We start from the raw sequence: 21058 nt of genomic DNA on the forward strand, positions 1-21058 counted from the left end.
ATCCGAAAAGCCGGGCCATCAAAGTCGCGCGCCATCTCGCGCGGCGCACCGCGCCTTGCACGCCCTGCAGTACCACCGGCATGGATGCCCCCTGCGGGCAAGACATCTGCCACCGGGGCGGCGCGCCTCTTGCCGGCATGCACATGACACGTGGAGAGCGGCTGCCAGAGCTCCGCTCGGGCCGGTCTTTGGCGGCATGAAAGGCCCGCATGAACCGCGCGTTCGCGCGAGCTCCCATCCGGGCATGACGGGTTGCGCCGGTGCGGCGCGGCCGGGGTCAGGCCTCGAGTTCGGCGTCCCAGTAAAGGAAGTCCACCCAGCTCTCGTGCAGGTAGTTGGGCGGAAAGCGCCGGCCCATGTTGCGCATCTCTTCCGCGCCCGGCTGCCGCGGGGGCTTGCGCAGCGTCAGGCCCGACTGGCGCAGGCTCTTCGCGCCCTTGCGAAGATTGCACCGCGCGCAGGCGGCGACCACGTTTTCCCAGCTGGTGATCCCGCCCTTCGCGCGCGGCACGACGTGATCGAAGGTCAGGTCGCCCTTCGCGCCGCAGTACTGGCAGCAGAATTCGTCCCTCAGAAAAAGATTGAAGCGCGTGAAGGCCACGCGCTTCTGGGGTCGGACATAATCCTTCAGCACCACGACCGAGGGGATGCGTATCCTCGTCGACGGGCTTCTGACGACCTCGTCGTATTCCGCGACGATGTCCACCCTGTCGAGCCACGCGGCCTTGATCGCTTCCTGCCAGGGCCAGAGAGAGAGCGGGTAATACGACAGCGGGCGATAATCGGCGTTCAGAACGAGGGCGGGATGCTGTTTCAGCGCCGCCGGTTCACGCACGAAAGTCGTTCTGAATTCGCCATCCATCCGGTTCACAGCCTCCACCCTCAGAGCCCCTGTCGCGGGGAACGGGGCGGGGTGCGCCGCCCCAGTTCTTCCATCTCTCGTCCCCACTATATATCGCGTTCGGCTAAGGACAAGCCCCGCTACATCCAGTGGTCTCGTGGAACGCCTACGCGACGGCTGTAACGTCTTCGTGACGGTTATCCACAGGCCCCGGGCGTGCCGTGACAGGCCGGGGGCGCGCTGGTAGGCTTTCGCGCCATGATCAGATCCGATCTGCCCCCTGCCCCGCCCGCCGGCGGCGTGCTCGAGGCGGCGGTCTACGCCGCCGACCTCGACGCGGCAGAGGCGTTCTATGGCGGCGTTCTGGGGCTCGAGCGCATCCGCCGCGTGGGCGACCGGCACGTCTTCTACCGGGCGGGCGCGCAGATCGTGCTCGTGTTCAATCCTGCCGAGACGGCCCGGCCGCCGGACCCCGACGCCCGCTTGCCCGTGCCGCCCCATGGCGCCGAAGGGCCCGGGCACCTCTGCCTCGCGGCCACTGCCAGCGAACTCGACGCCTGGCGCACGCGGCTCGAGGCGGCGGGCGTGGAGATCGAGGCCGATTTCCATTGGCCGAACGGCGCGCGCTCCCTCTATTTCCGCGACCCGGCCGGCAATTCGCTCGAGATCGCCGAGCCCCGGCTCTGGGGCTGACCGCGGGCTTTGAACCGGCCCACGCGACGTGCCCCGGCGGCGCGCGCCCCGGCCCTTCTTCTTGGCCCAAATACTCCCGCCGGAGGCGGCGCTGCGGCGCGGCCCGGCACCGCGTCAGAAACTGAGCTTGTCGCGCAGGAAGGCCAGCGCCACGCCCAGCCCGTCCGGCGCGATTCCGTGGCCCGTACCCTCCATCACATGGGCGTAGACGTCCTTCCAGCCCGCCTTCTGCAGCGCCTCGGCAGCCTCCGGCATGGAGTGCACGGGCACCAGATCGTCCATGTCCCCGTGCACGAGCAGCACGGGCGGGCGGCTCACCGCCTCGTCGGCCAGCACCTCGGGAGCGAGCAACCGGCCCGAGAAGGCCACGATCCCCGCCACGGCATCGGGGCGGCGCGGCGCGACGTGAAGGGCGAGCATGGTGCCCTGGCTGAACCCGAAAAGCGCCACCTGCTCGGGCATAAGGTCCTCGTCCACCATGAAGGCGTCCAGAAAGGCGTCGAGATCGGCCACCGCCGCGCGCATCCCCTGCTCCGCCGCCTCCTCGGAGGAGCCGTCGATCCAGGGGATCGGGAACCACTGGAACCCCATCGGGGCGCCCGCGCAGGCTTCGGGCGCATCGGGCGCCACGAAAAGCGTGTCGGGCAGATGCTCGCCGAGCGGCTGCGCCAGCCCGAGAAGATCGGCGCCGTTCGCGCCGTAACCGTGCAGGAACACAACCGCATTTCGGGTCTCCCCCGATCGCGGCGCCACCTTCTCGGCCTGAAGAACACGCGTCATGTGATCCCTTCCCGTTCCTTTTCCACGCGGTAGTAGGCCCAGAGCGCGCGCGCCGCAACCGCGCGCCAGGGCGACCACGCCTCGGCCATGGCGCGCAGCGCGCGCGCCTTCGGCCGTTCGGGCAGCCCGAAGAGAAGCCGCGCCGATTCCTGCAGCGCGAGGTCGCCCGGCGCGAAGACGTCGGCGCGCCCGAGCGAGAACATGGCGTAGATCTCCGCCGTCCAGACACCGATGCCCGGCACATCGGTCAGCGTGGCGACGCCCTCCTCGGTGGGCGCGGCGCGCAGCGCGCGGTAGTCGATGCGCGCCGCGGCGAGCGCCTTGGCATAGCGGATCTTCTGGCGCGACAGGCCGCAGGCGGCCAGCTCCTCTTGCGACGCCCAGGTGATCTTGCGGGGCCCGGTGAGCCGCGCGGCCTCGAGCCGCCCCTGGATCGCCCGGGCCGCGGCCACGCTCACCTGCTGGCTCACGATGGCCGCGAGAAGCGCGGAGAACCCGTCGCCCCGGCGGCGTAGCGGCAGGGGCCCGGTCAGGGAGAGCACGTGGCCGAAGCGCGGCTCGCGCGCGGCGAGCCACGCCGCGCCCTCGGCCACGCAGTCCGGCGTTTCGATGATGCGTTCCGCCATGCCCCCTTCCTAGCGCGCCGGGGCCGCCTGCACCATGGCCCCGCCAACACATCTCGCCTCCGGCATGCGAGGGTCTTGCCACCGGCCGCGGGCGGGCTTAGCACGAGGCCCATGACCGATACCGCTCTCTCCGACGCCGACAGCGACGCGCGCGCGAAACGCAACGTGACCGTGCTCGTCGGCGCGCAGGCGCTTCTTGGCGCGCAGATGCCGATGATCTTCACCATCGGCGGCCTTGCCGGGCAGTCGCTCGCGCCCAATGCCTGCCTCGCGACGCTGCCGATCTCGCTCATCGTTCTGGGCTCGATGATCTCGGCCACGCCGCTCTCGTGGGCGATGCAGCGCTACGGGCGGCGCACCGGCTTCTTCATCGGCGCGATGGGCGGCGCGACGGGCGGCGCGGTCGGCGCGATCGGGCTCTGGTACGCGTCCTTTCCGATCTTCCTCGCCGGCAGCCTTCTGACCGGGCTCTACATGTCGGCACAAGGCTTCTACCGCTTCGCCGCCGCCGACACCGCGACGGACGCGTTCCGGCCCAAGGCGATTTCCTACGTGATGGCGGGCGGGCTCGCCGCGGCGATCATCGGCCCGCAACTCGTCAAGGTGACGAGCCAGGCCTTCGTGATCCCCTTCCTCGGCACCTACCTCGCGGTCATCGCGCTCAACGTCCTGGGCTCGGCGCTCTTTCTCGCCCTCGACATCCCCACGCCGCCCGTCCCGGCGGAGGACGCGCCCAAGGGGCGGTCGCGGTGGGAGCTCATCACCACGCCGACCATCGCGGTCGCAGTGATCTGCGCCACGGTCTCCTACGCACTCATGCACCTCGTGATGACCTCGACGCCGCTCGCCGTGGTGGGCTGCGGCTTCAACGAGGGCAATGCGGCGGACGTGGTGACGGCCCATGTGCTGGCGATGTACGTGCCCTCCTTCTTCACCGGGCACCTGATCGCGCGTTTCGGCGCCAAGACCATCGTGGCCACCGGCCTCGCGATCCTCGGCGCCGCGGGGGCGGTGGCGCTCACCGGGGTGGAGCTCGAGCAGTTCTTCCTGGCGCTCGTGCTTCTGGGCGTGGGCTGGAACTTCGGCTTCATCGGCGCGACCACGATGCTCGCCGGCGCCCATGAGCCGTGGGAGCGGGGCCGGATGCAGGGGCTGAACGACCTCATCGTCTTCGGCGGCGTCACCTTCGCCTCGCTCGCCTCGGGCGGGCTGATGAACTGCACCGGCGGCTCGGCGATGGAAGGCTGGATGGCGGTGAACATCGCCATGGTGCCGTTCCTCGTGCTCGCGGGCGGCGCGCTGATCTGGCTCGCCCTGCGGCCCCGCGACATGGCGGCCTGAGCGCCGCGCCGCTACCAGCGCCCCGTCGACGCGCGCCAGATGAGCGCGGCCCGCTCCCGCGCCGGGCTCACCCGCGGAGTGCCCTGCGCCACGCGGGCCGGCTCGGCTTCGGCACGGGCAAGCTCCGACGCGGCCTGCCCGACACCCAGAAGCGCCGCGCCCGCCCCCCGCGACACGTCGCGCCGGCGCGCGCGGGCGGCGGCAAGGCGGCGCCGGCCCTCGGCGGCGAGCCGGGCGACCGCCTCCGGCCGCCCGTCCGGCAAGGGCGCGCGGCCCCGCGCCTCGAGCTCGGGCACCGCGCGAAGATAGGCGGCAAGCCCCGCGGCAAGCCCGGCGTCGCGCACCACCGCCTCCTCGGCCGGGCCGAGCGCGCGCGCCGCCGCCCAGAGCAGGTTGCCCGCCGTGGCGTCGATGTAGGCCAGAAGCGCCGCCTCGTCTGCGAAGGGGGCGCGCTCGAGGTCGGCCCGCCGCGCCGCGGCCACGCCGTCGAGAAGCCGCGCGCCCTCTGCGTCCATGACCCCGGCGAGCGGCGTCACCACCTCGTGGCGCCGGGGGGCCGCGCCTTCCGCGATCTCCTCCAGCGCGTCGCGCCACCATTGCAGGCGGATCTCGCCCAGCATCGGCTCGGAGACCACCCAGGGCGCGCGCGCCACCTCCACGTTGAAGGCGAAGATCGGAAAGAGCACCCCGCGCGCGGAGGGCGGCGCGGCCATGGCGGCGCGGAACCTGTCCGGATCGCCCCGGCGAAGTAGCTCTGCGCAGGCCTCCAGGGTCAAGCCGGCCTCGCCGGGGTCGGCGTGCGGCCGATATTGGCGGGCGCGGTCCGCGAGGCGGCCATCCTGCCCCGCGCCCGGCGCAGGTCCCCGGCCATGTCCGGTGCCTCGCGAACCAGGCAGATGCGGTAGCGCATCATGCCCGCATTGCCTGCGTCGTCGGTCGTCATCGCCCGGCCCTCCGCCTCAGCCCGCGTCGCGCACGAGCTTCCAGGTGATCGCGTCCAGCAGCGCCTCGAAGCTCGCGTCCACGATGTTGGCGCTCACCCCCACGGTCGACCAGCGCCGCCCCTGCTCGTCCTCGCTGTCGATGATGACGCGCGTCACGGCCTCCGTGCCGCCCTGGGTGATCCGCACCTTGAAATCCACCAGGCGCATGTCGTCGATGACGGACTGGTAGGGGCCGAGATCCTTTGCGAGCGCCCGGGCGAGCGCGTTGACGGGGCCGCGGTCGGAGCCCGCATCGTCCATCGATTCGCTGACGGAGAGCTTCTTCTCCCCGTCCACCTTCACGACGACCACCGCCTCGGAAAGGCTCACCATCCGGTCGTACTTGTTCTTCCGCCGCTCCACCGTGACGCGGTAGCGCTTCACCTCGAAATAATCGGGCAGCCGCCCGAGAAGCCGCAGGGCGAGGATCTCGAAGCTCGCCTGCGCCGTGTCGTAGGAATAGCCCTCGTTCTCGCGCGCCTTCACCTCCTCGAGGATGCGCCCGAGCGCCGGGTCGTCCGGCGCCACATCGAGCCCCGCCTCGGCGAGGCGCCGGCGCAGGTTCGACTGGCCCGCCTGGTTCGACATCGGCACGACGCGGGCGTTGCCGACGCGGACCGGATCGACATGCTCGTAGGTGGACGGATCCTTCAGGATCGCGCTTGCATGAAGCCCCGCCTTGTGGGCGAAGGCCGAGGCGCCGACATAGGCCGCCTGCTTCTGCGGCACGCGGTTCAGGATCTCGTCGAGCATCCGGCTAGTCCGGGTGAGGCCCGCAAGCGCGGCGTCGCTGACGCCGGTCTCGAAGGCGCTCGCCCAGGGCTCCTTGAGCTTCAGCGTCGGGATGAGCGCGGTGAGGTTCGCGTTGCCGCAGCGCTCTCCGAGGCCGTTCAGCGTGCCCTGCACCTGCCGCGCGCCGGCCTCGAGCGCGGCGAGGCTCCCCGCCACCGCCGTCTCGGTGTCGTCGTGGGCATGGATGCCCAGCCTGTCGCCGGGGATGCCGCGGGCGATCACCTCGCCCACCACGCGCCCGATGCGCCCCGGCAGCGCGCCGCCATTGGTGTCGCAAAGCACGATCCAGCGCGCCCCCGCCGCGAGCGCGGCCTCGAGACAGGCAAGCGCGTAGCCCGGGTCCGAGGCGTGGCCGTCGAAGAAATGCTCGGCGTCGAAGATGGCCTCGCGCCCCTGGCCCACGACATGGGCGACGGAGCGGGCGATGTTCTCGAGGTTCTCCTCGCGGCTGATCCCGAGCGCGCGCTCGACGTGGTAGTCGTGGGTCTTGCCGACGAGGCAGACGGCCGGCGTGCCGGCGTTGAGGACGGCGGCGAGCACCTCGTCGTTTTCCGCCGAGCGGCCCGCGCGCTTCGTCATGCCGAAGGCGGTCATGCGGGCGCGGGTCTCGGGGGCGGCGTCGAAGAAGGCGCTGTCGGTGGGGTTCGCGCCCGGCCATCCGCCCTCGATGTAGTCGACCCCGAGCGCGTCGAGCGCCGCGGCGATCTTGCGCTTCTCCTCGACGGAGAACTGCACGCCCTGCGTCTGCTGCCCATCGCGGAGCGTCGTGTCGTAGATGGAGAGGCGCTCGCGGGTCATGCGTTATTACCTGTTTGACCCGATTCCTCACTCACTTCCGCAGCCTTAATGATATCCCGACCGTCCCTCGCATATTGCAAGTTCTCTTTGGGGTACCTCGCATCCACAAGCATTATCGGCAAAGCTTTCTGCCCATTGTTCAACCCAACTAGGAATTCCCGGATTTCGGCCTGTTGGTTTTCGAGATGAGTAAACGCTTCTGGGTAATACCCACCGCGCAACAGCTCCAAGTTTTCTAGTTTGTATCCCAACGAAGCGCCGATTTCGGCAAGTAGTTGTGCAGTCAAATCGTCAACCTCTTGAAGAAGCGCTCTTTGAACTGTCTCATCTGCCGACTTCCATCGAACTTGGTCTGAATAAACCTTCAGAAGCTCTTGGAACTTGGCGATGACCTTCTTCTGTCCATAGAACTCGACCTCCACGAGATTCAAAGCCTGAACGCGCTCTGGGCTCAGCGGCGTTCTTCTCGTCGACATCAATGATCGGAAGATAAAAAGCCTACGTTGTCTCTGTTCTCCGTGCTTCAGCAAGAACTGGGAAATCAGCACAGCGAGAATTGGGCCAATGACGATGGCGATCGTAGTGATCCAGAATTCCTCGTTCATCCCAGCTCCTCCAGCTTCGCCGGATCGAAGCCCGCGGCGGGGAGGAGCTCCACCCCCTGCTTGCTCATCCGGACCTCGACCCCGGCCGCGACGAGCGCGGCCTTCAGCCGGTCCACCTCGGAGAAGTCCTTGGTCTGCATGGCCATTTTCCGCAGCTCATCCAGCTTGCGGCCGAGCTCTGCAAGGCTCGGGCTGGAGCCGGTTCCGCTACTCATCGCGAGCCATTCCTGCCGAAACCGTTCTCGTGCCTCGTCCGACAGGAATCCGAGAAACCGCGCATTGTCCAAGAGCCGCTGCGGCTCGTTTCTAAGCCTCTTGAGAACATTGAGGGCTTCATGCGTGTTCAGATCATCCGCAAGCGCGTCGAGCATGGTGTCGCTCGGGCGGAACGAAGCCTGCGGTGTCGGTTCGAGATCCATGGTCTGCTTGTGCCAGTCGAAGATGAGCCGCTTCGCCTCCCGCGCCTTCTCCTCGGTCCAGTCCATGGGCTTGCGGTAATGGGTCTGGAGGAAGACGAGGCGGATCACCTCGCCCGGCACCTTCCAGCCGCCGCTCCAGTCGCCCTCCAGAAGATCGCGCACCGTGAAGAAGTTGCCGAGGGATTTCGACATCTTCTTGCCCTCCACCTGCAGCATCTCGTTGTGCAGCCAGTAGCGCGCGAAGCTGCCCTCGGGATGGGCGCAGCAGGATTGCGCGATCTCGTTCTCGTGGTGGGGGAACATGAGGTCGTTGCCGCCGCCGTGGATGTCGAAGGAGGCGCCGAGAAGCGCGTGGCTCATCGCCGAGCACTCGATGTGCCAGCCCGGTCGCCCGCGGCCCCAGGGGCTCTCCCAGCCCGGCTCTTCCGGCGTCGACGGCTTCCAGAGGACGAAATCCATCGGGTCGCGCTTGTAGGGCGCCACCTCCACCCGCGCGCCCGCGATCATGTCCTCGACCGAGCGGCCCGAGAGGCGTCCGTAATTCGCGTAGCTGCCCACCGCGAACAGGACATGTCCCTCGGCCTCGTAGGCGTGGCCGCGGGCGATGAGCGCCTCGATCATGGCGATCATCTGGGGGATGAAATCGGTCGCGTGGGGCTCGCGGAACCGCGGGTCGTCGGAATAGTCAACGCCAAGCGCGGCCATGTCCTCGTGGAACCACTCGGTGGTCTGCCGGGTCAGGTCGTCGATCCCGATGCCGCGCTCCTGCGCGCGGGCGATGATCTTGTCCTCGACATCGGTGATGTTGCGCACGTAGGTCACGTGCCCGGGGCCGTAGACATGGCGCAAAAGCCGGTAGAGCACGTCGAAGACGATGACGGGCCGCGCGTTGCCGAGATGGGCGCGGTCGTAGACCGTGGGGCCGCAGACATACATCCGCACGTTGCCGGGATCGAGCGGCTCGAACGCCTCCTTGCGGCGCGTTCGCGTGTTGGTCAGGCGGATCTCGGTCATGGCGCGCGTCCCTCTGGCGGGTCTGCCGCGGCGGGCTTAGCGATCTCGTCCGGAAATGGAAAGTGAAGACCGTCCCGCCGCTCAGGCTCAGCGGATGGTGCAGATGCGAATGCAGGTGGCGACGGTGGTCATGAAGTTCCTGTAACAACACGCGCCGGCCCTGCCAAGAGCGTTGCGCGACAGGCCCCGCTCGGGCATGACTCAGTCCATGATGCGCGAGGAGATCATCGCCTACTGCGACGGCTTGCCGGGCGCGCGCCGGGACAACCCGTTCGGCGCCGGCCTCATCTGCTGGATGGTGGGCTCCAGGGCCTTCGCGCTTCTCGCCGATGGCGGCGAGGCCCTGTCGCTCAGGGCCGACGGGGCCGAAAGCGCCGCCGAACGCCTGAGGGCCGCCTATACCGGCATGGCCCCGTTCCTGCCCCATGACGGCTGGATCGCGGTGGAGATATCTTCCACCTCCGAGGACGTGCTGAAGCGCCGGATCCGCGACAGCCATGACCGGGCGCTGCAAGAGCTTCCCGACACCGAACGCGCCCGGATCGCCGCCGCGGACTGACGCGCCGCCCGCGGCGGTTGACATCGCCGGCCGCCGGCGGTCCTTTCCGCCGCGGGTGGCGAAAGGGGACTTGCATGGAACTCTCGAGACGGATCAGGACGCTCAACGAAGGCGACTCGGACGGCTGGGAGCTCTTCTATCGCGCGCGCGACCTCAAGGCGGCGGGACAGCCGGTGACCGAACTCACCGTGGGCGAGCACGATGTACCCACCCACCCCGAGATTCTCGCGGCGATGCGTGCAGCGGCGGCGGCCGGGCCCACGGGCTACGCCATGGTGCCGGGCGTCGACGCGCTTCGGGACGCCGTCGCCGCGCGGGTGGCCGCGCGCACGGGCGTGACGACGGGCCGGGAGAACGTGCTGATCACGCCGGGCGGTCAGGCCGGCCTCTTCGCCGCGCACATGGCGCTTTGCGACCCGGGCGACCGGGCGCTCTACCTCGATCCCTACTACGCCACCTACCCCGGCACGATCCGCGCGGCGGGCGCCGAGGCGGTGCGGGTGGAGACCCGGGCTGAGGACGGCTTCCAGCCGCAGGCGGAGGCGGTGGCGGTGGCGGAGAAGGCCGCGGGCGCGCGGTCGATCCTCGTCAACACTCCCAACAACCCGACGGGCGCCGTCTATCGCCGCGAGACGCTCGAGGGCCTCGCCCGCGTGGCGGAGGCGCATGATCTCTGGGTCGTCGCGGACGAAGTCTACGACACCCAGGTCTGGGAGGGAGCGCACGTCTCTCCGCGCGCCCTGCCCGGCATGGCCGCGCGCACGCTCGTCGTGGGGTCCATGTCGAAGAGCCACGCCATGACGGGCTCGCGGCTGGGCTGGATCGTCGGGCCGGAAGAGGCGGTTGCCCGGCTCATAGATCTCGCCACCGTGACCACCTACGGCGTGCCGGGCTACATCCAGGACGCGGGCATCTTCGCCCTGTCGCGTCCCGATCTCGAGGAGGCGGTGGCGGCCCCCTTCCGCCGCCGCCGCGCGCTGGCGCGGGACATCCTCGCGCGCCAGCAGGCAGTGGGCCTCGTGCCCGCCGAGGGGGCGATGTACGTGATGCTCGACATCCGCCGCACCGGGCTTTCGGGCATCGCCTTCGCGGATGGGCTGCTCGACGCGCACCGCATCGCCGTGATGCCCGGGGAAAGCTTCGGGCGCGCCGCGGCGGGCCATGTCAGGGTGGCGATGACGGTGCCCGATGACGCCTTCACCGAAGCGCTGGAGACGATCTGCGCCTTCGCGGCCGCACGCGCCGCCGAGGCAGTCTGAGGCCCGGGCCTTCGCCCATGAAAGAAGCGCGCGGGCGCGGTGCGTGACTAGCACGCGGTCGGGGGGCCGGTGTGGTGCGTGACGAGCACGCACCCTGCCACCGGCCGGCCGCGCGGTGCGCACGGCCGCCCCGGGTTGGCGCGGTGCGTGGCGACCACGCGCCCTCCGGGCACGAAAAGGCCGCCGGCGCGGATGCGGCGGCGGCCATCTACAGTCACTGAACGACTGCGATCAGGCGACGATCTCGAGCTCGGAGAAGAAGAACGCGATCTCCTGCGCCGCGGTCTCGGGCGCATCGGAGCCGTGCACCGAGTTCTCGCCGACCGATTCCGCGAACTCCGCACGGATGGTGCCCGGCGCGGCATCGGCGGGGTTCGTCGCGCCCATCACTTCGCGGTTCTTCGCGATCGCGCCCTCGCCCTCGAGCACTTGCACGACGACCGGTGCGGATGCCATGAACTCGCTGAGTTCGCCGAAGAAGGGGCGCTCCTTGTGGACGGCGTAGAAGGTCTGCGCCTGCTCGATCGTCATGCGGATGCGCTTCTGCGCGACGATGCGCAGTCCCGCCTCCTCGAACTTGGCGTTGATCTTGCCGGTGAGGTTCCGGCGGGTCGCGTCGGGCTTGATGATCGACAGCGTGCGTTCGGTGGCCATATCGGTCTGTCCTCGCAAGAAATGATGGGCGCGCCCCATGCCCGCCCGGTCACGTCGGGCGTGCGCCTAGCATGCAGACCCGCCCTTGAAAACCCGGGAAACGCCCCGGCCGCCCGGCGGTCGGCGCGCGCGCGTCGGGGCCCCGGGGGGCATGTCGTCGCGATGGGCCAAAGCCCCGCTGGATGCCGGCCCGCGCCGCTGCTAGAGAGCGCGCATGCTGCGTATCGAGAACATCTCCTTCTCCATGGAAGGCACCCCGCTGTTCGAGGAGGCCTCCGCCACGATTCCCGCTGGGCACAAGGTGGGGCTCGTGGGGCGGAACGGCACGGGCAAGTCCACGCTCTTTCGCCTGATCCGCGGCGAGCTGGCGCTGGAGGGCGGACGGATCGAGCTGCCGTCCCGCGCGCGCATCGGCGGCGTCGCGCAGGAGGCGCCGGCGAGCGAGGTATCGCTCCTCGACACCGTGCTCGCCGCCGACGCCGAGCGCGCGGGGCTCCTGGCCGAGGCCGAAACGACCGAGGATCCCGACCGGATCGCCGAGGTCCAGACGCGCCTTGCGGACATCGACGCCTGGTCGGCCGAGGGGCGCGCGGCAGCGATCCTGAAGGGGCTCGGCTTCACCGAGGCGGAACAGGCGATGCCGTGCTCGGCCTTCTCGGGCGGGTGGCGGATGCGCGTGGCGCTCGCTGGCGTGCTTTTCGCGCAGCCCGACCTCCTGCTGCTCGACGAGCCCACCAACTACCTCGACCTCGAAGGCGCGCTCTGGCTCGAGAGCTACCTCGCACGCTACCCGCACACGGTCATCGTCATCAGCCACGACCGGGACCTGCTGAACCGCGCCGTGGGCGCGATCCTCGAGCTTTCGGACCGCAAGCTCACGCTCTGGACGGGGAATTACGACCGTTTCGCGCGCGCCCGCGCCGAACGCCGCGCCGTGCAGGCGGCCGAGGCGAAGAAGCAGGAGGCGCGGCGCGCCCACATGCAAAGCTTCGTCGACCGGTTCCGCTACCAGGCGAACAAGGCGCGCCAGGCGCAGGCGCGCATCAAGATGATCGAGCGGATGGACCCGATCGCGGCCCCAGAGGAGGCGGCCAGGCAGGTCTTCACCTTCCCCGAGCCCGAGGCGCTTTCGCCGCCCATCATCCGCATCGAGGGCGGCGCGGCGGGGTACGACGGCACGCCGGTGCTGCGGCGGCTCGACCTGCGGATCGACCAGGACGACCGCATCGCGCTCCTCGGGCGGAACGGACAGGGCAAATCCACGCTCGCCAAGCTGCTCGCCGACCGGCTGCCGCTGATGGAAGGTCGCAAGACCACCGCCGCGAAGCTGCGCGTGGGCTATTTCGCGCAGCACCAGCTCGATGAGCTGCGCGAAGGCGAGACACCGCTCGAGCATCTCGCCCGCGCCCGGCCGAACGTGCCCCCTGCGAAGCTTCGCGCGCGGCTTGCGGGATTCGGGCTTCATGCCGAGCAGGTCGATACGGTCACCGCGCGCCTGTCCGGCGGGCAGAAGGCGCGGCTGGCGCTCCTGCTGGCGACGCTCGACGCGCCGCATCTGCTGATCCTCGACGAGCCGACCAACCACCTCGACATGGAAAGCCGCGAGGCGCTCGTCGAGGCGCTCAACGCCTATAGCGGCGCGGTGATCCTCGTCTCTCACGACATGCATCTGCTCAATCTCGTGGCCGACCGGCTCTGGCTGGTGTCGGGCGGGACGGTGGCGCCTTACGACGAGGATCTCGCCGCCTACCGCCGCTTCCTGCTGGAAGAGTCCAGGGCGCCGCGCGACGCGCCCCGGCCCGCCGCGCCCGAACGGCCGCGCCGGCCCTCGCGCGAGCGGATGGCCGAGCTGCGCCAGGAGGTCCGCAAATGCGAGGCGCGCCTCGAAAAGCTCACCGAGATGCGCGACCGGCTGGCGGAAAAGCTCGCCGATCCGAAGCTTTACGCGCCCGAACGCACCGATGAGGCGACGGTCTGGCAGCGCAAGTACGCCGAGGTCATGGAAGGGCTGGACCGCGCCGAGGCGCTCTGGGTCCGGGCGGTCGAGCGTCTGGAGACCGCCGGCGGCAGCTGAGGCGTTAAACGTTTCAAAAGCTCTCGCATGATAGCGATTCGGCATCCGGAAGGGAGGCGCCCCGATGCCGCAACTCGCTCTCGCCATGCTCTGTCTCGCCATGCTCGTCTCGGGGCCGGTGCTTGCGCTCAACGGCGCGCCGCCGCGGCCGGGCGCCCCGGTTCTGGTGGTGGCCCCGCCCTGGGCCGGGATCGACACGATGATCCGGGAGGCCGGCGGCTGGCCGGTCGCGCCGGTTTCGCCACCCTTCGCGCGCCTCGCCCAGTTCCCCGGGCCGGGTTTCGCGCCCGCGCTCCGCGCGCAGGGCGCCTGGGCGGTGGCCGATGCGGGCCTTTTCGCCGCCATCTGCGGAGGCCGGGCATGACCGCCGCCACCGACACCGAAACCGGGCTGGAGGTCGCCCGCAACGCGGGGCTGCGACTGATCGTGCGGCTTTGCTTCGCGCTTGTTCCGTTCTCCGCGCTGGCGGCGGCGGTCGCCGGCAATCCCGTCTGGCCGCCGCTTCTGGCCGCGGCGCTCTTCGCGGGCTTGGGCGCCTTGGGCGCAAGCGCGGCCGGACGCATGGGCCGGATCGCCGCGGCGCTGGGCCTCGTCGGTCAGGCCATCGCGATTACCGCGGCGCTCGCGGGACATGCCTGGCAGCTCGACAGTCACATGATCTTCTTCGCCCTTCTCGCGGCGACGCTCGTCATGTCCGACGAGGTGGCAGTGCTGGCCGCCGCCGCCGCGATCGCCGCACATCACCTGATGCTCACCCTGGCGCTGCCCGCGCTGATCTACCCCTCGCTCGGCCTCGCCAACGATCTGTCGCGCACGCTCTTCCACGGCCTCGTCGTGACGATCGAGGCCGGCGCGCTCTGGTGGGCGATCCGCAGCCGCAACCGCCTGGAGGCCGAGCGGGCCGACGCCGATGCCCGCGCCCGGGCGGAGGCCGCCCGGCGGGCGGCGGAGCAATCCCGCCTCGAGGAGGAGCGCACGGCGGTCGTCGCCGCCTTGCAACGGGCCCTTCATGCGCTCGCCGACGGCGATCTGGGCGCGCGGATCGACGACGTCTTCGCGGGCCGTTACGAGGATCTGCGCCACGACTTCAACGGCGCCTGCACGGAACTGTCGCAGGCCATCGCGTCGGTTCACGCCAGCGCGGAGGCCGTGCGCTCCGAAACCCAGAGCATCGCCGGGGCCTCGACGACGCTTTCGCAACGCAGCGAGAAGCAGGCCGCGACGCTTGCCGAAATCGTCGGTGCGGCAGACAGGATCGCCGCACGGATCCGCGAGCAGGCCGCCGCGGCCGCCAATGCCGAAAGCCGCGCCGCCTCCGCGCACAAGCGCGCCGAGGAGTCGAAGTCCGTCGTCCAGAGCGCCGAGCAGACCATGCGCGACATCCAGGAGGCGTCCCGCGAGATCGGCCAGATCACGGGCGTCATCAACGAGATCGCCTTCCAGACCAACCTGCTCGCGCTCAACGCCAATGTCGAGGCGAGCCGGGCGGGCGACGCGGGTCGGGGCTTTTCCATCGTCGCGGACGAGGTGCGCGCGCTGGCGCAACGCTCGGCGGACGCCGCCGAGCGGATCGGCACGCTCATCTCGGAGTCCGACGCCAGGATCGACAAGGGCGTGCAGATCGCCGGCACCGCCGCCGAGGCGCTGACGCGTATCGGAGAGGAGGTCGCGACCCTGTCGGAGCACGTCACTGCGATCTCGCTCTCCGCGACCGAGCAGTCGAGCGCGGTCGACGAGATCAACGGCGCGATGCACGAACTCGACCAGATGTCGCAAAGGAACGTGGCCATGTTCGAGGAAACCTCGGCGGCAAGCCTTGTCCTGCAGGAACGCGCCGAAAGCCTGTCCGAGGTGGTGGCCCGTTTCCGCGGCGCAGACGGTCCCGCCACGGAAGCCGGGCCGGCAAGGAGCGCCCTGGCGCCGACAGCGGCATACGAGGACCGGACACACCGCATCGCAGGCTGACGCGTCCCGGCCCCGGACCAGGATCCGCGGCCCGAAAGCGACCCGGCGCAGGACAGGTCGATGGCGCGGCGATGACCGTGAAACGCTCCCGGGACGCGGCGGAAGAACGGCCCCACCCGCGAGGCCGCGGGTCTTGCGCATCTGCGTCTTCGGGGAAAGACTGCCCGCATGGAGCCCGCCTTTCTCGTCGTCGCCTTCACGACCTTGTTCGTCGTCATCGATCCGGTGGGCCTCACCCCCGTCTTCGTCGCGCTGACACCCGGAATGACGCTTGCCGAACGACGCGCCATTGCGCTGCGCGCCTGCGTGATCGCCATCGCGATCCTCGCGCTTTTCGGAGCGTTCGGCGAGGCGGTTCTGGGCTTCATCGGGATCTCGATGCCCGCCTTCCGCATTGCCGGCGGGATCCTGCTTTTCCTCACCGCGCTCGACATGCTGTTCGAGCGGCGCGCCCAGCGGCGCCAGGACCAGGCCAGCGAAGATCGTCCCGACCCGTCGGTGTTCCCGCTGGCGATCCCGCTGCTGGCCGGACCGGGCGCCATCGCCTCGATGATCCTGCTGACCGAGGAGAACCCCGGCCTTCTGGGGCTGGCCTGGGTCACGGGGGTGATGGCGACGGTGGTCGCGATCGCGTTCATCCTTTTTCTCGCGAGCGGCCTCATCGAACGGGCGCTCGGGCGGGTGGGCGTCAACGTGGTCACCCGGCTTCTGGGGATGCTGCTCGCCGCGCTGTCCGTGCAGTTCGTGCTGGACGGATTCCGCGCCTTCGGGCTTTCGGGGTCCTGACATCCGGGGCCGGTGTGCCTACATCCCCACTCAACCGCCAGAGGGCCGCCGCCGATGACCGGAGACCAGATCGCCCAACTGACCTACCTCGCCCTTCTGGGCGGGGCGATCGCGTTCTGGCTTCTGCTGCGCAACCGGACGCGCCTGGGACAGATGGCGCAATACGCCGCGGTCTGGGGGCTGATCTTTCTCGGCGCGATCGCGGCGGTGGGGCTCTGGGGCGACATCCGCCAGACGGTGGCGCCGCGCCAGAACGTGCTGGCCGATCAGGGCCGGATCACGGTGCCGCGCGCACCCGACGGGCACTATTACCTCACCCTCGACGTGAACGGCGTCCCCGTGCGCTTCGTGGTGGACACGGGCGCGAGCCAGGTCGTCCTCACGCGGGCCGACGCCGCGCGGGCGGGCATCGACACGGAGTCCCTTGCCTTTCTCGGCCGGGCCATGACCGCGAATGGCGAGGTGGCCACCGCGCCCGTGAGGCTCGACAGCATCGGCACGGGTCCGATCCGCGACGAGGGCTTCAACGCCTGGGTCAACGCGGGCGAGATGCGCGAGTCGCTCCTGGGGATGAGCTACCTGCAACGCTTCGGCACGATCCGGATCTCGGATGGCGAGCTTGTGCTGACCCGGTGAGGCCCGGGCGCCGTCCCCGCGTCGGGCGCGGGCCTCGATCCGCGATCGCCCCACCCTTCAGGCCGGCGCCTCCGCAGACAGGTCCGCGCGCAGACGCCCGGCGGCCAGCGCCGAGGCCGCGAGCATGACCGCCGCTGTCCCGAGCATGAGCGCCAGCCCCCCGAGCTGGTAGGTGAGCCCCGACAGAACCGTCCCGAGAAGCCGGCCCGCCGCATTCGCCATGTAATAGAAGCCCACATCCATCGTGACCCGCTCGGCCCGCGTGAAGGCGAGGATCAGGTAGGAGTGCAGCGACGAGTTCACCGCGAAGATCGCGCCGAAGACCAGAAGCCCCGCGACCAGCGTTGCGGTCAGCCAGGCTTGCGGCCCGGGCGACAGGAGCGCGGCGACGGCGAGCGCGGCGGGCACGAGAAACAGGCCCCACGCCCAGCCCCGCGCCGCGTGCACCAGCTCGGCCTCCGGGCGCGCGGCGGCGCGCAGCAGCCGCGGTGCCGCGGCCTGGACCGCCCCGTAAAGGATGATCCAGAGCGCCATGAAGCTCCCGACGAGGAAGAAGGCCGCGCGGTTGCCCGCCTCCGTGCCGTCCGAGAGGACCGCGTAGAAATAGATCGGGATGCCGACGACGAACCAGACGTCGCGCGCACCGAAAAGGAACACCCGGGCCGCCGACAGCCAGTTCACGTTGGCCGATTTCGAGAACACCTCGGAAAATTTCGCCCCCTTGCGCCCTTTCGGAAGGCCCGGCGGCATGACGATCAGCACGGCGACGAGGATCGCCGCCAGCACCGCCGCCATGGCGAGGACGGCCCACGCGAAGCCGAGCGTGGCCAGCAGCGCGGCGCCCAGCAGGAAGCCCAGGCCCTTCACCGCGTTCTTCGACCCCGTCAGCAGCGCCACCCACCGAAAGAGGCCGCCCTGCCCGGCCGGCGCCAGGATCTTCACCGCCGACTTCGACGACATCTTGGCGAGATCCTTGGCCACGCCGCTCGCCCCCTGGACGAGCATGACATAGGCCACCGATAGGCCGATCGCCCAGTCCGGGTCGAGCCGCGCCAGCGCGACCAGGGCCACGACCTGGATCGCGAGCCCGGCATAGAGCGTCGAGGTCATCCCGAACCGCGCCGCGATCCACCCGGCCGCGAGGTTCGTGATCATCCCGGCGATCTCGTAGAGCACGAAGAGATAGGCAAGCTGTACCGGCGTGAAGCCCAGCGTGTGGAAATGCAGCAGCACCAGCATCCTGAGCGCGCCGTCGGTCAGCATGAACGCCCAGTAGGCTGCCGTCACGGCGACGTAGGCGGAAAGACCGTCGGGCCGCGCGCTCACAGCGACGCGCCCACCATCAGCGCCACGTCCACCAGCCGGTGCGCGTAGCCCATCTCGTTGTCGTACCACGCGTAGACCTTCACCTGCGTGCCGTTCACCACCATGGTCGAGGGCGCGTCCACGATACCCGACCGGGTATCGTTGGTGTAGTCGGTCGAGACGAGCGGGCGTTCCTCGTAGCCGAGGATACCCGAAAGCGGCCCCTCGGCCGCGGCCGCGAAGAGCGCGTTCACCTCATCGACATCGGTCGCGCGCTCCACCTCGAAGACGCAGTCGGTGATGGAGGCGTTCAGAAGCGGCACGCGCACGGCATGGCCATCTAGCCGGCCCGCAAGCTCGGGGTAGATGAGGGTGATCGCCGTCGCGCTGCCGGTCGTCGTCGGGATCATCGAATTGAGCGCCGAGCGCGCCCGGCGCAGATCCTTCGCCGGGCGATCCACGATGGTCTGGGTGTTGGTCACGTTGTGGATCGTGGTGATGGAGCCGTGGCGGATGCCGAGGCTGTCGTGCAGCACCTTCACCACCGGCGCGAGACAGTTCGTGGTGCAGGACGCGGCGGTGACGATCCGGTGGGCCACGGGATCGTAGATGTCGTGATTGACGCCGTAGACGATGTTGGCGGTGGGTCCGTCCTTGACCGGAGCGGAGACGACCACCTTCTTCACGCCCGCCTCGAAATAGGGCGCGAGCGCTGCCTCGGTCTTGAAGACGCCGGTGCAGTCGATGACCACGTCCACGCCATCGAGCGGCAGGTCGGAAAGATCCCGCGCGCCGACGAAAGGCAGGCGCGTGCCGTCGATGGTGACGGAGGCCTCGTCATGTGCGAAGGCTGCGTCCCAGCGGCCATGCACCGTGTCGAACTCGAGCAGATGGGCGTGCATCGCCGGATCGCCGATCGCGTCGTTGATCCAGGCGAGCGTCGCCCCACGTTCGAGCAGCGGCTTGAGGGCAAGCTTGCCGATCCGCCCCAGGCCGTTCACCGCGTAGACCGTCATGCCGGCGCCCCGTTGCTCGCATGGCCGATCTCGTCCACCGCCTTCTGGAGCGAAATCCGGTCGAGCGAGGCCAGAGGCAGCGCGGCAAAGGCGCGGATGCGATTGCGCAGCGCCCCGTAGGCCTGCTGGAAGGCGAGGCTCTTCTCGGCGTCGGTTCCCTCCACCTTCACCGGGTCGGGCATGCCCCAGTGGGCGCTGATCGGCTGCCCCTGCCAGGCGGGGCATTCCTCGTTGGCCGCCTGGTTGCAGACCGTGAAGACGAAATCGAACCTGGGCGCGTCGTCGCCCTGGAATTCCGACAGGTTCTTCGCGCGCAGCACGGAGATGTCGTGCCCCTTCTGCGCCAGCACCTCCAGCGCGAAGGGGTTGAGTTCGGAATAGGGTTTCGTGCCGGCCGAGTAGGCTTCGAAGCGGTCGCCGGCCTCCTTGCGAAGAATGGACTCGGCGAAGATCGACCGCGCCGAGTTGCCGGTGCAGATGAAGAGCACCTTGTAAAGGTTTTCGGGCATGGGAAGTTTTCCTGTCGTGGAGGGATCGGTCAGAGGTGGGCAAAGTTCCGGCCGCCCGCGGCAGCAGTCGCGCAGCAGGTAGTCGAGGGTGCCCCGCACCTCCGTCATGTCGACCGTGTAGCGAAGCGACGTGCCCGCACGCTCCTGCGTGACGAGGCCGGCCTGCATCAGCGCGGCCAGGTAGGACGACAAGGTGGAGGGCTTGAGATCCAGCGCACAGGCCAGCTCACCGGCCGGCACGCGGTCCGGGTAACGGCGCATGAGCAGCCGGAAGAGGGCCAGCCGCTGCGGGTGGCCGAGTGTCGAAAGGCGGTCGGAGGCAGTAAATTCCATATTTCGTGAATATATGAAATATGAGCTTTCGCAAGTTCTTTTTCCCGCTTGGGGGCAAAGGATCGTCCCGGGTTTCCGCCGGCTGCGGTTGCGTCAGGCAGCGTCAGGCCGCGCTGCGCCACGGCCGCGTGCCGGCCCCGCTCAGCCCGGCAAGCGTGGCGGCGATGCGCGCAGGCTCAGCACCGCCCCAGAAGACGCGACAGTGCCAGGGGAAGCGGCCAGCGGTTCATCGTGTAGACATGGATGGACGGGGCGCCGTAGGCGATGAGGCGTCGGGCCTGCTCGACCGTGGCCGCCGCCGCGAGATAGGGCTGCATCTCGGGTTTGTCCTCGCTCTCCCGGAAGAGCCGTTCCAGCCAGTCGGGCACCGTCGTGCCGTTGGCCCTGGCGAAGCTCCGCACGCGCGCCCACCCCTCGAGCGGCATGAGGCCGGGCACGATCGGCGCGTCGATGCCATGGCGCGCACATGCCTCGAGAAACCGCCCGTAAGCCGCCGGGTCCAGCACGAATTGGCAATAGGCCATGTGCGCCCCGGCATCGAGCTTCAGCTTCAGGTGGTCGATATCCTGGTCGAGCGTGCCGGCCTCGGGGTGCTTTTCGGGATAGGCGGCGACGGCGATCCGGAACGGGTGCCGCTCTGCAAGCGCCGCGACGAGGTCCGAGGCATGCGCGAAGCCCGGCGGCAGCGGACCCTCCATCGCGCGGGGCTGATCCCCCCGCAGCGCAAGGATGTCGTGGATCCCGGCCTGCCAGAGACCCTCCGCCGTCTCGAGCGCCGCCCGCCGCGACAGGCCCAGCGCCGTCAGGTGCGCCATGACGGGTCGCCCGGTCAGGCGCGCTACCTCCACCGCGCTGTCGTGGGTCCCGGCGCGCGTGGTGCCGCCCGCGCCCATCGTGACGGAGAACCCCTCGCTGGCGGCCGGGGCGAGGCGCTCGACGGTCTCGCGGAACTGCGCATGGCGGCGCTCCGACCGTGGCGGAAACAGTTCGAACCCCATGGGCACCGCCCCGCCGGAGATGACGAGCCGCCGCAAGAGCGCATCGGCTGGCTGTGGAACAAGCTGGCGATG

Annotated in this window: 22 protein-coding genes; 9 read left to right on the plus strand and 13 right to left on the minus strand. The window is 69.8% G+C overall.

Annotated elements, in window-relative coordinates; genetic code table 11:
• Positions 1-277: 277 nt before the first annotated feature.
• On the minus strand, positions 278-862 hold the full coding sequence (locus tag AB6A65_RS11665) for an HNH endonuclease (protein ID WP_371038561.1): 585 nt from the start codon (positions 860-862) through the stop codon (positions 278-280).
• Between the two features lie 237 nt (positions 863-1099).
• On the opposite strand from AB6A65_RS11665, the gene AB6A65_RS11670 reads away from it, so the two are divergent.
• The gene (locus tag AB6A65_RS11670; RefSeq protein ID WP_371038562.1) at positions 1100-1534 is read left to right on the plus strand and encodes a VOC family protein; all 435 of its coding nucleotides are present in this window, start codon (positions 1100-1102) and stop codon (positions 1532-1534) included.
• A gap of 114 nt (positions 1535-1648) precedes the next feature.
• On the opposite strand, the gene AB6A65_RS11675 is transcribed toward AB6A65_RS11670, so the two are convergent.
• Both AB6A65_RS11675 and AB6A65_RS11680 read right to left on the minus strand, forming a co-directional pair.
• Positions 1649-2314, minus strand: coding sequence for an alpha/beta hydrolase (locus tag AB6A65_RS11675; RefSeq protein ID WP_371038563.1), 666 nt, complete (start codon positions 2312-2314; stop codon positions 1649-1651).
• Positions 2311-2940 (minus strand): DNA-3-methyladenine glycosylase, encoded by a 630-nt coding sequence (locus AB6A65_RS11680; protein WP_371038564.1) that lies wholly within the window; start codon positions 2938-2940, stop codon positions 2311-2313. Before AB6A65_RS11680 ends, AB6A65_RS11675 begins: the two co-directional genes overlap by 4 nt.
• Positions 2941-3051: 111 nt before the next feature.
• Between AB6A65_RS11680 and AB6A65_RS11685 the strand changes: the two genes are divergently transcribed.
• A complete protein-coding gene (locus tag AB6A65_RS11685) occupies positions 3052-4281 on the plus strand; it encodes an MFS transporter (RefSeq protein ID WP_371038565.1) in 1230 nt (409 codons plus the stop codon).
• Between the two features lie 11 nt (positions 4282-4292).
• Here the strand turns inward: AB6A65_RS11685 and AB6A65_RS11690 are convergent, their stop codons facing one another.
• The 5 genes from AB6A65_RS11690 to cysS are packed head-to-tail and all read right to left on the minus strand — an operon-like array spanning position 4293 to position 8892.
• Positions 4293-5057 (minus strand): squalene/phytoene synthase family protein, encoded by a 765-nt coding sequence (locus AB6A65_RS11690; protein WP_371038566.1) that lies wholly within the window; start codon positions 5055-5057, stop codon positions 4293-4295.
• Positions 5054-5224, minus strand: coding sequence for a hypothetical protein (locus tag AB6A65_RS11695; RefSeq protein ID WP_371038567.1), 171 nt, complete (start codon positions 5222-5224; stop codon positions 5054-5056). Before AB6A65_RS11695 ends, AB6A65_RS11690 begins: the two co-directional genes overlap by 4 nt.
• 16 nt (positions 5225-5240) lie before the next feature.
• Positions 5241-6854, minus strand: a complete 1614-nt coding sequence (cimA, locus tag AB6A65_RS11700; RefSeq protein ID WP_371038568.1) for a citramalate synthase — start codon at positions 6852-6854, stop codon at positions 5241-5243.
• Positions 6851-7459: a DUF6680 family protein gene (locus AB6A65_RS11705; RefSeq protein WP_371038569.1), complete on the minus strand. Its 609-nt coding sequence runs from the start codon at positions 7457-7459 to the stop codon at positions 6851-6853. The genes cimA and AB6A65_RS11705 overlap by 4 nt, the downstream gene beginning before the upstream one ends.
• Positions 7456-8892, minus strand: coding sequence for a cysteine--tRNA ligase (gene cysS, locus AB6A65_RS11710; RefSeq protein WP_371038570.1), 1437 nt, complete (start codon positions 8890-8892; stop codon positions 7456-7458). The genes AB6A65_RS11705 and cysS overlap by 4 nt, the downstream gene beginning before the upstream one ends.
• A 196-nt stretch (positions 8893-9088) precedes the next feature.
• On the opposite strand from cysS, the gene AB6A65_RS11715 reads away from it, so the two are divergent.
• Positions 9089-9451 (plus strand): MmcQ/YjbR family DNA-binding protein, encoded by a 363-nt coding sequence (locus AB6A65_RS11715; protein WP_371038571.1) that lies wholly within the window; start codon positions 9089-9091, stop codon positions 9449-9451.
• 74 nt (positions 9452-9525) lie between these two features.
• Positions 9526-10710, plus strand: coding sequence for a pyridoxal phosphate-dependent aminotransferase (locus AB6A65_RS11720; protein WP_371038572.1), 1185 nt, complete (start codon positions 9526-9528; stop codon positions 10708-10710).
• Positions 10711-10941: 231 nt separating this feature from the next.
• Here AB6A65_RS11720 and ndk read toward each other — a convergent pair whose 3' ends face one another.
• On the minus strand, positions 10942-11364 hold the full coding sequence (gene ndk, locus AB6A65_RS11725) for a nucleoside-diphosphate kinase (protein WP_371038573.1): 423 nt from the start codon (positions 11362-11364) through the stop codon (positions 10942-10944).
• Positions 11365-11578: 214 nt separating this feature from the next.
• Here ndk and AB6A65_RS11730 point away from each other — a divergent pair, with 214 nt between their 5' ends.
• The 5 genes from AB6A65_RS11730 (at position 11579) to AB6A65_RS11750 (ending at position 16825) form a co-directional block, all read left to right on the plus strand.
• Positions 11579-13438 carry an ABC-F family ATP-binding cassette domain-containing protein gene (locus AB6A65_RS11730; RefSeq protein WP_371038574.1) on the plus strand — a complete coding sequence of 620 codons (1860 nt, stop codon included), beginning with the start codon at positions 11579-11581 and terminating at the stop codon, positions 13436-13438.
• Positions 13439-13502: 64 nt separating this feature from the next.
• Positions 13503-13802 (plus strand): hypothetical protein, encoded by a 300-nt coding sequence (locus tag AB6A65_RS11735; RefSeq protein ID WP_371038575.1) that lies wholly within the window; start codon positions 13503-13505, stop codon positions 13800-13802.
• The gene (locus AB6A65_RS11740; RefSeq protein WP_371038576.1) at positions 13799-15403 is read left to right on the plus strand and encodes a methyl-accepting chemotaxis protein; all 1605 of its coding nucleotides are present in this window, start codon (positions 13799-13801) and stop codon (positions 15401-15403) included. The genes AB6A65_RS11735 and AB6A65_RS11740 overlap by 4 nt, the downstream gene beginning before the upstream one ends.
• Before the next feature lie 168 nt (positions 15404-15571).
• Complete coding sequence (locus tag AB6A65_RS11745) at positions 15572-16189, plus strand: MarC family protein (RefSeq protein ID WP_371038577.1); 618 nt, start codon at positions 15572-15574, stop codon at positions 16187-16189.
• A 54-nt stretch (positions 16190-16243) separates the two neighbouring features.
• A complete protein-coding gene (locus AB6A65_RS11750) occupies positions 16244-16825 on the plus strand; it encodes a TIGR02281 family clan AA aspartic protease (protein WP_371038578.1) in 582 nt (193 codons plus the stop codon).
• 57 nt (positions 16826-16882) lie between these two features.
• Here the strand turns inward: AB6A65_RS11750 and arsJ are convergent, their stop codons facing one another.
• The 4 genes from arsJ to AB6A65_RS11770 all read right to left on the minus strand — a co-directional run bounded on the left by arsJ (position 16883) and on the right by AB6A65_RS11770 (position 20986).
• Positions 16883-18151 carry an organoarsenical effux MFS transporter ArsJ gene (gene arsJ / locus AB6A65_RS11755; RefSeq protein WP_371038579.1) on the minus strand — a complete coding sequence of 423 codons (1269 nt, stop codon included), beginning with the start codon at positions 18149-18151 and terminating at the stop codon, positions 16883-16885.
• Entirely contained in the window at positions 18148-19146 is a 999-nt protein-coding gene (locus tag AB6A65_RS11760; protein ID WP_371038580.1) for an ArsJ-associated glyceraldehyde-3-phosphate dehydrogenase, read from the minus strand. The genes arsJ and AB6A65_RS11760 overlap by 4 nt, the downstream gene beginning before the upstream one ends.
• A complete protein-coding gene (locus tag AB6A65_RS11765; RefSeq protein WP_371038581.1) occupies positions 19143-19988 on the minus strand; it encodes a helix-turn-helix domain-containing protein in 846 nt (281 codons plus the stop codon). Before AB6A65_RS11765 ends, AB6A65_RS11760 begins: the two co-directional genes overlap by 4 nt.
• 176 nt (positions 19989-20164) lie before the next feature.
• A complete protein-coding gene (locus tag AB6A65_RS11770) occupies positions 20165-20986 on the minus strand; it encodes a methylenetetrahydrofolate reductase (protein ID WP_371038582.1) in 822 nt (273 codons plus the stop codon).
• Positions 20987-21058 lie beyond the last annotated feature (72 nt).

Source organism: Rhodosalinus sp. FB01 (genome assembly GCF_041365715.1).
In the GTDB taxonomy this organism is placed as follows: Bacteria; Pseudomonadota; Alphaproteobacteria; order Rhodobacterales; family Rhodobacteraceae; genus Rhodosalinus.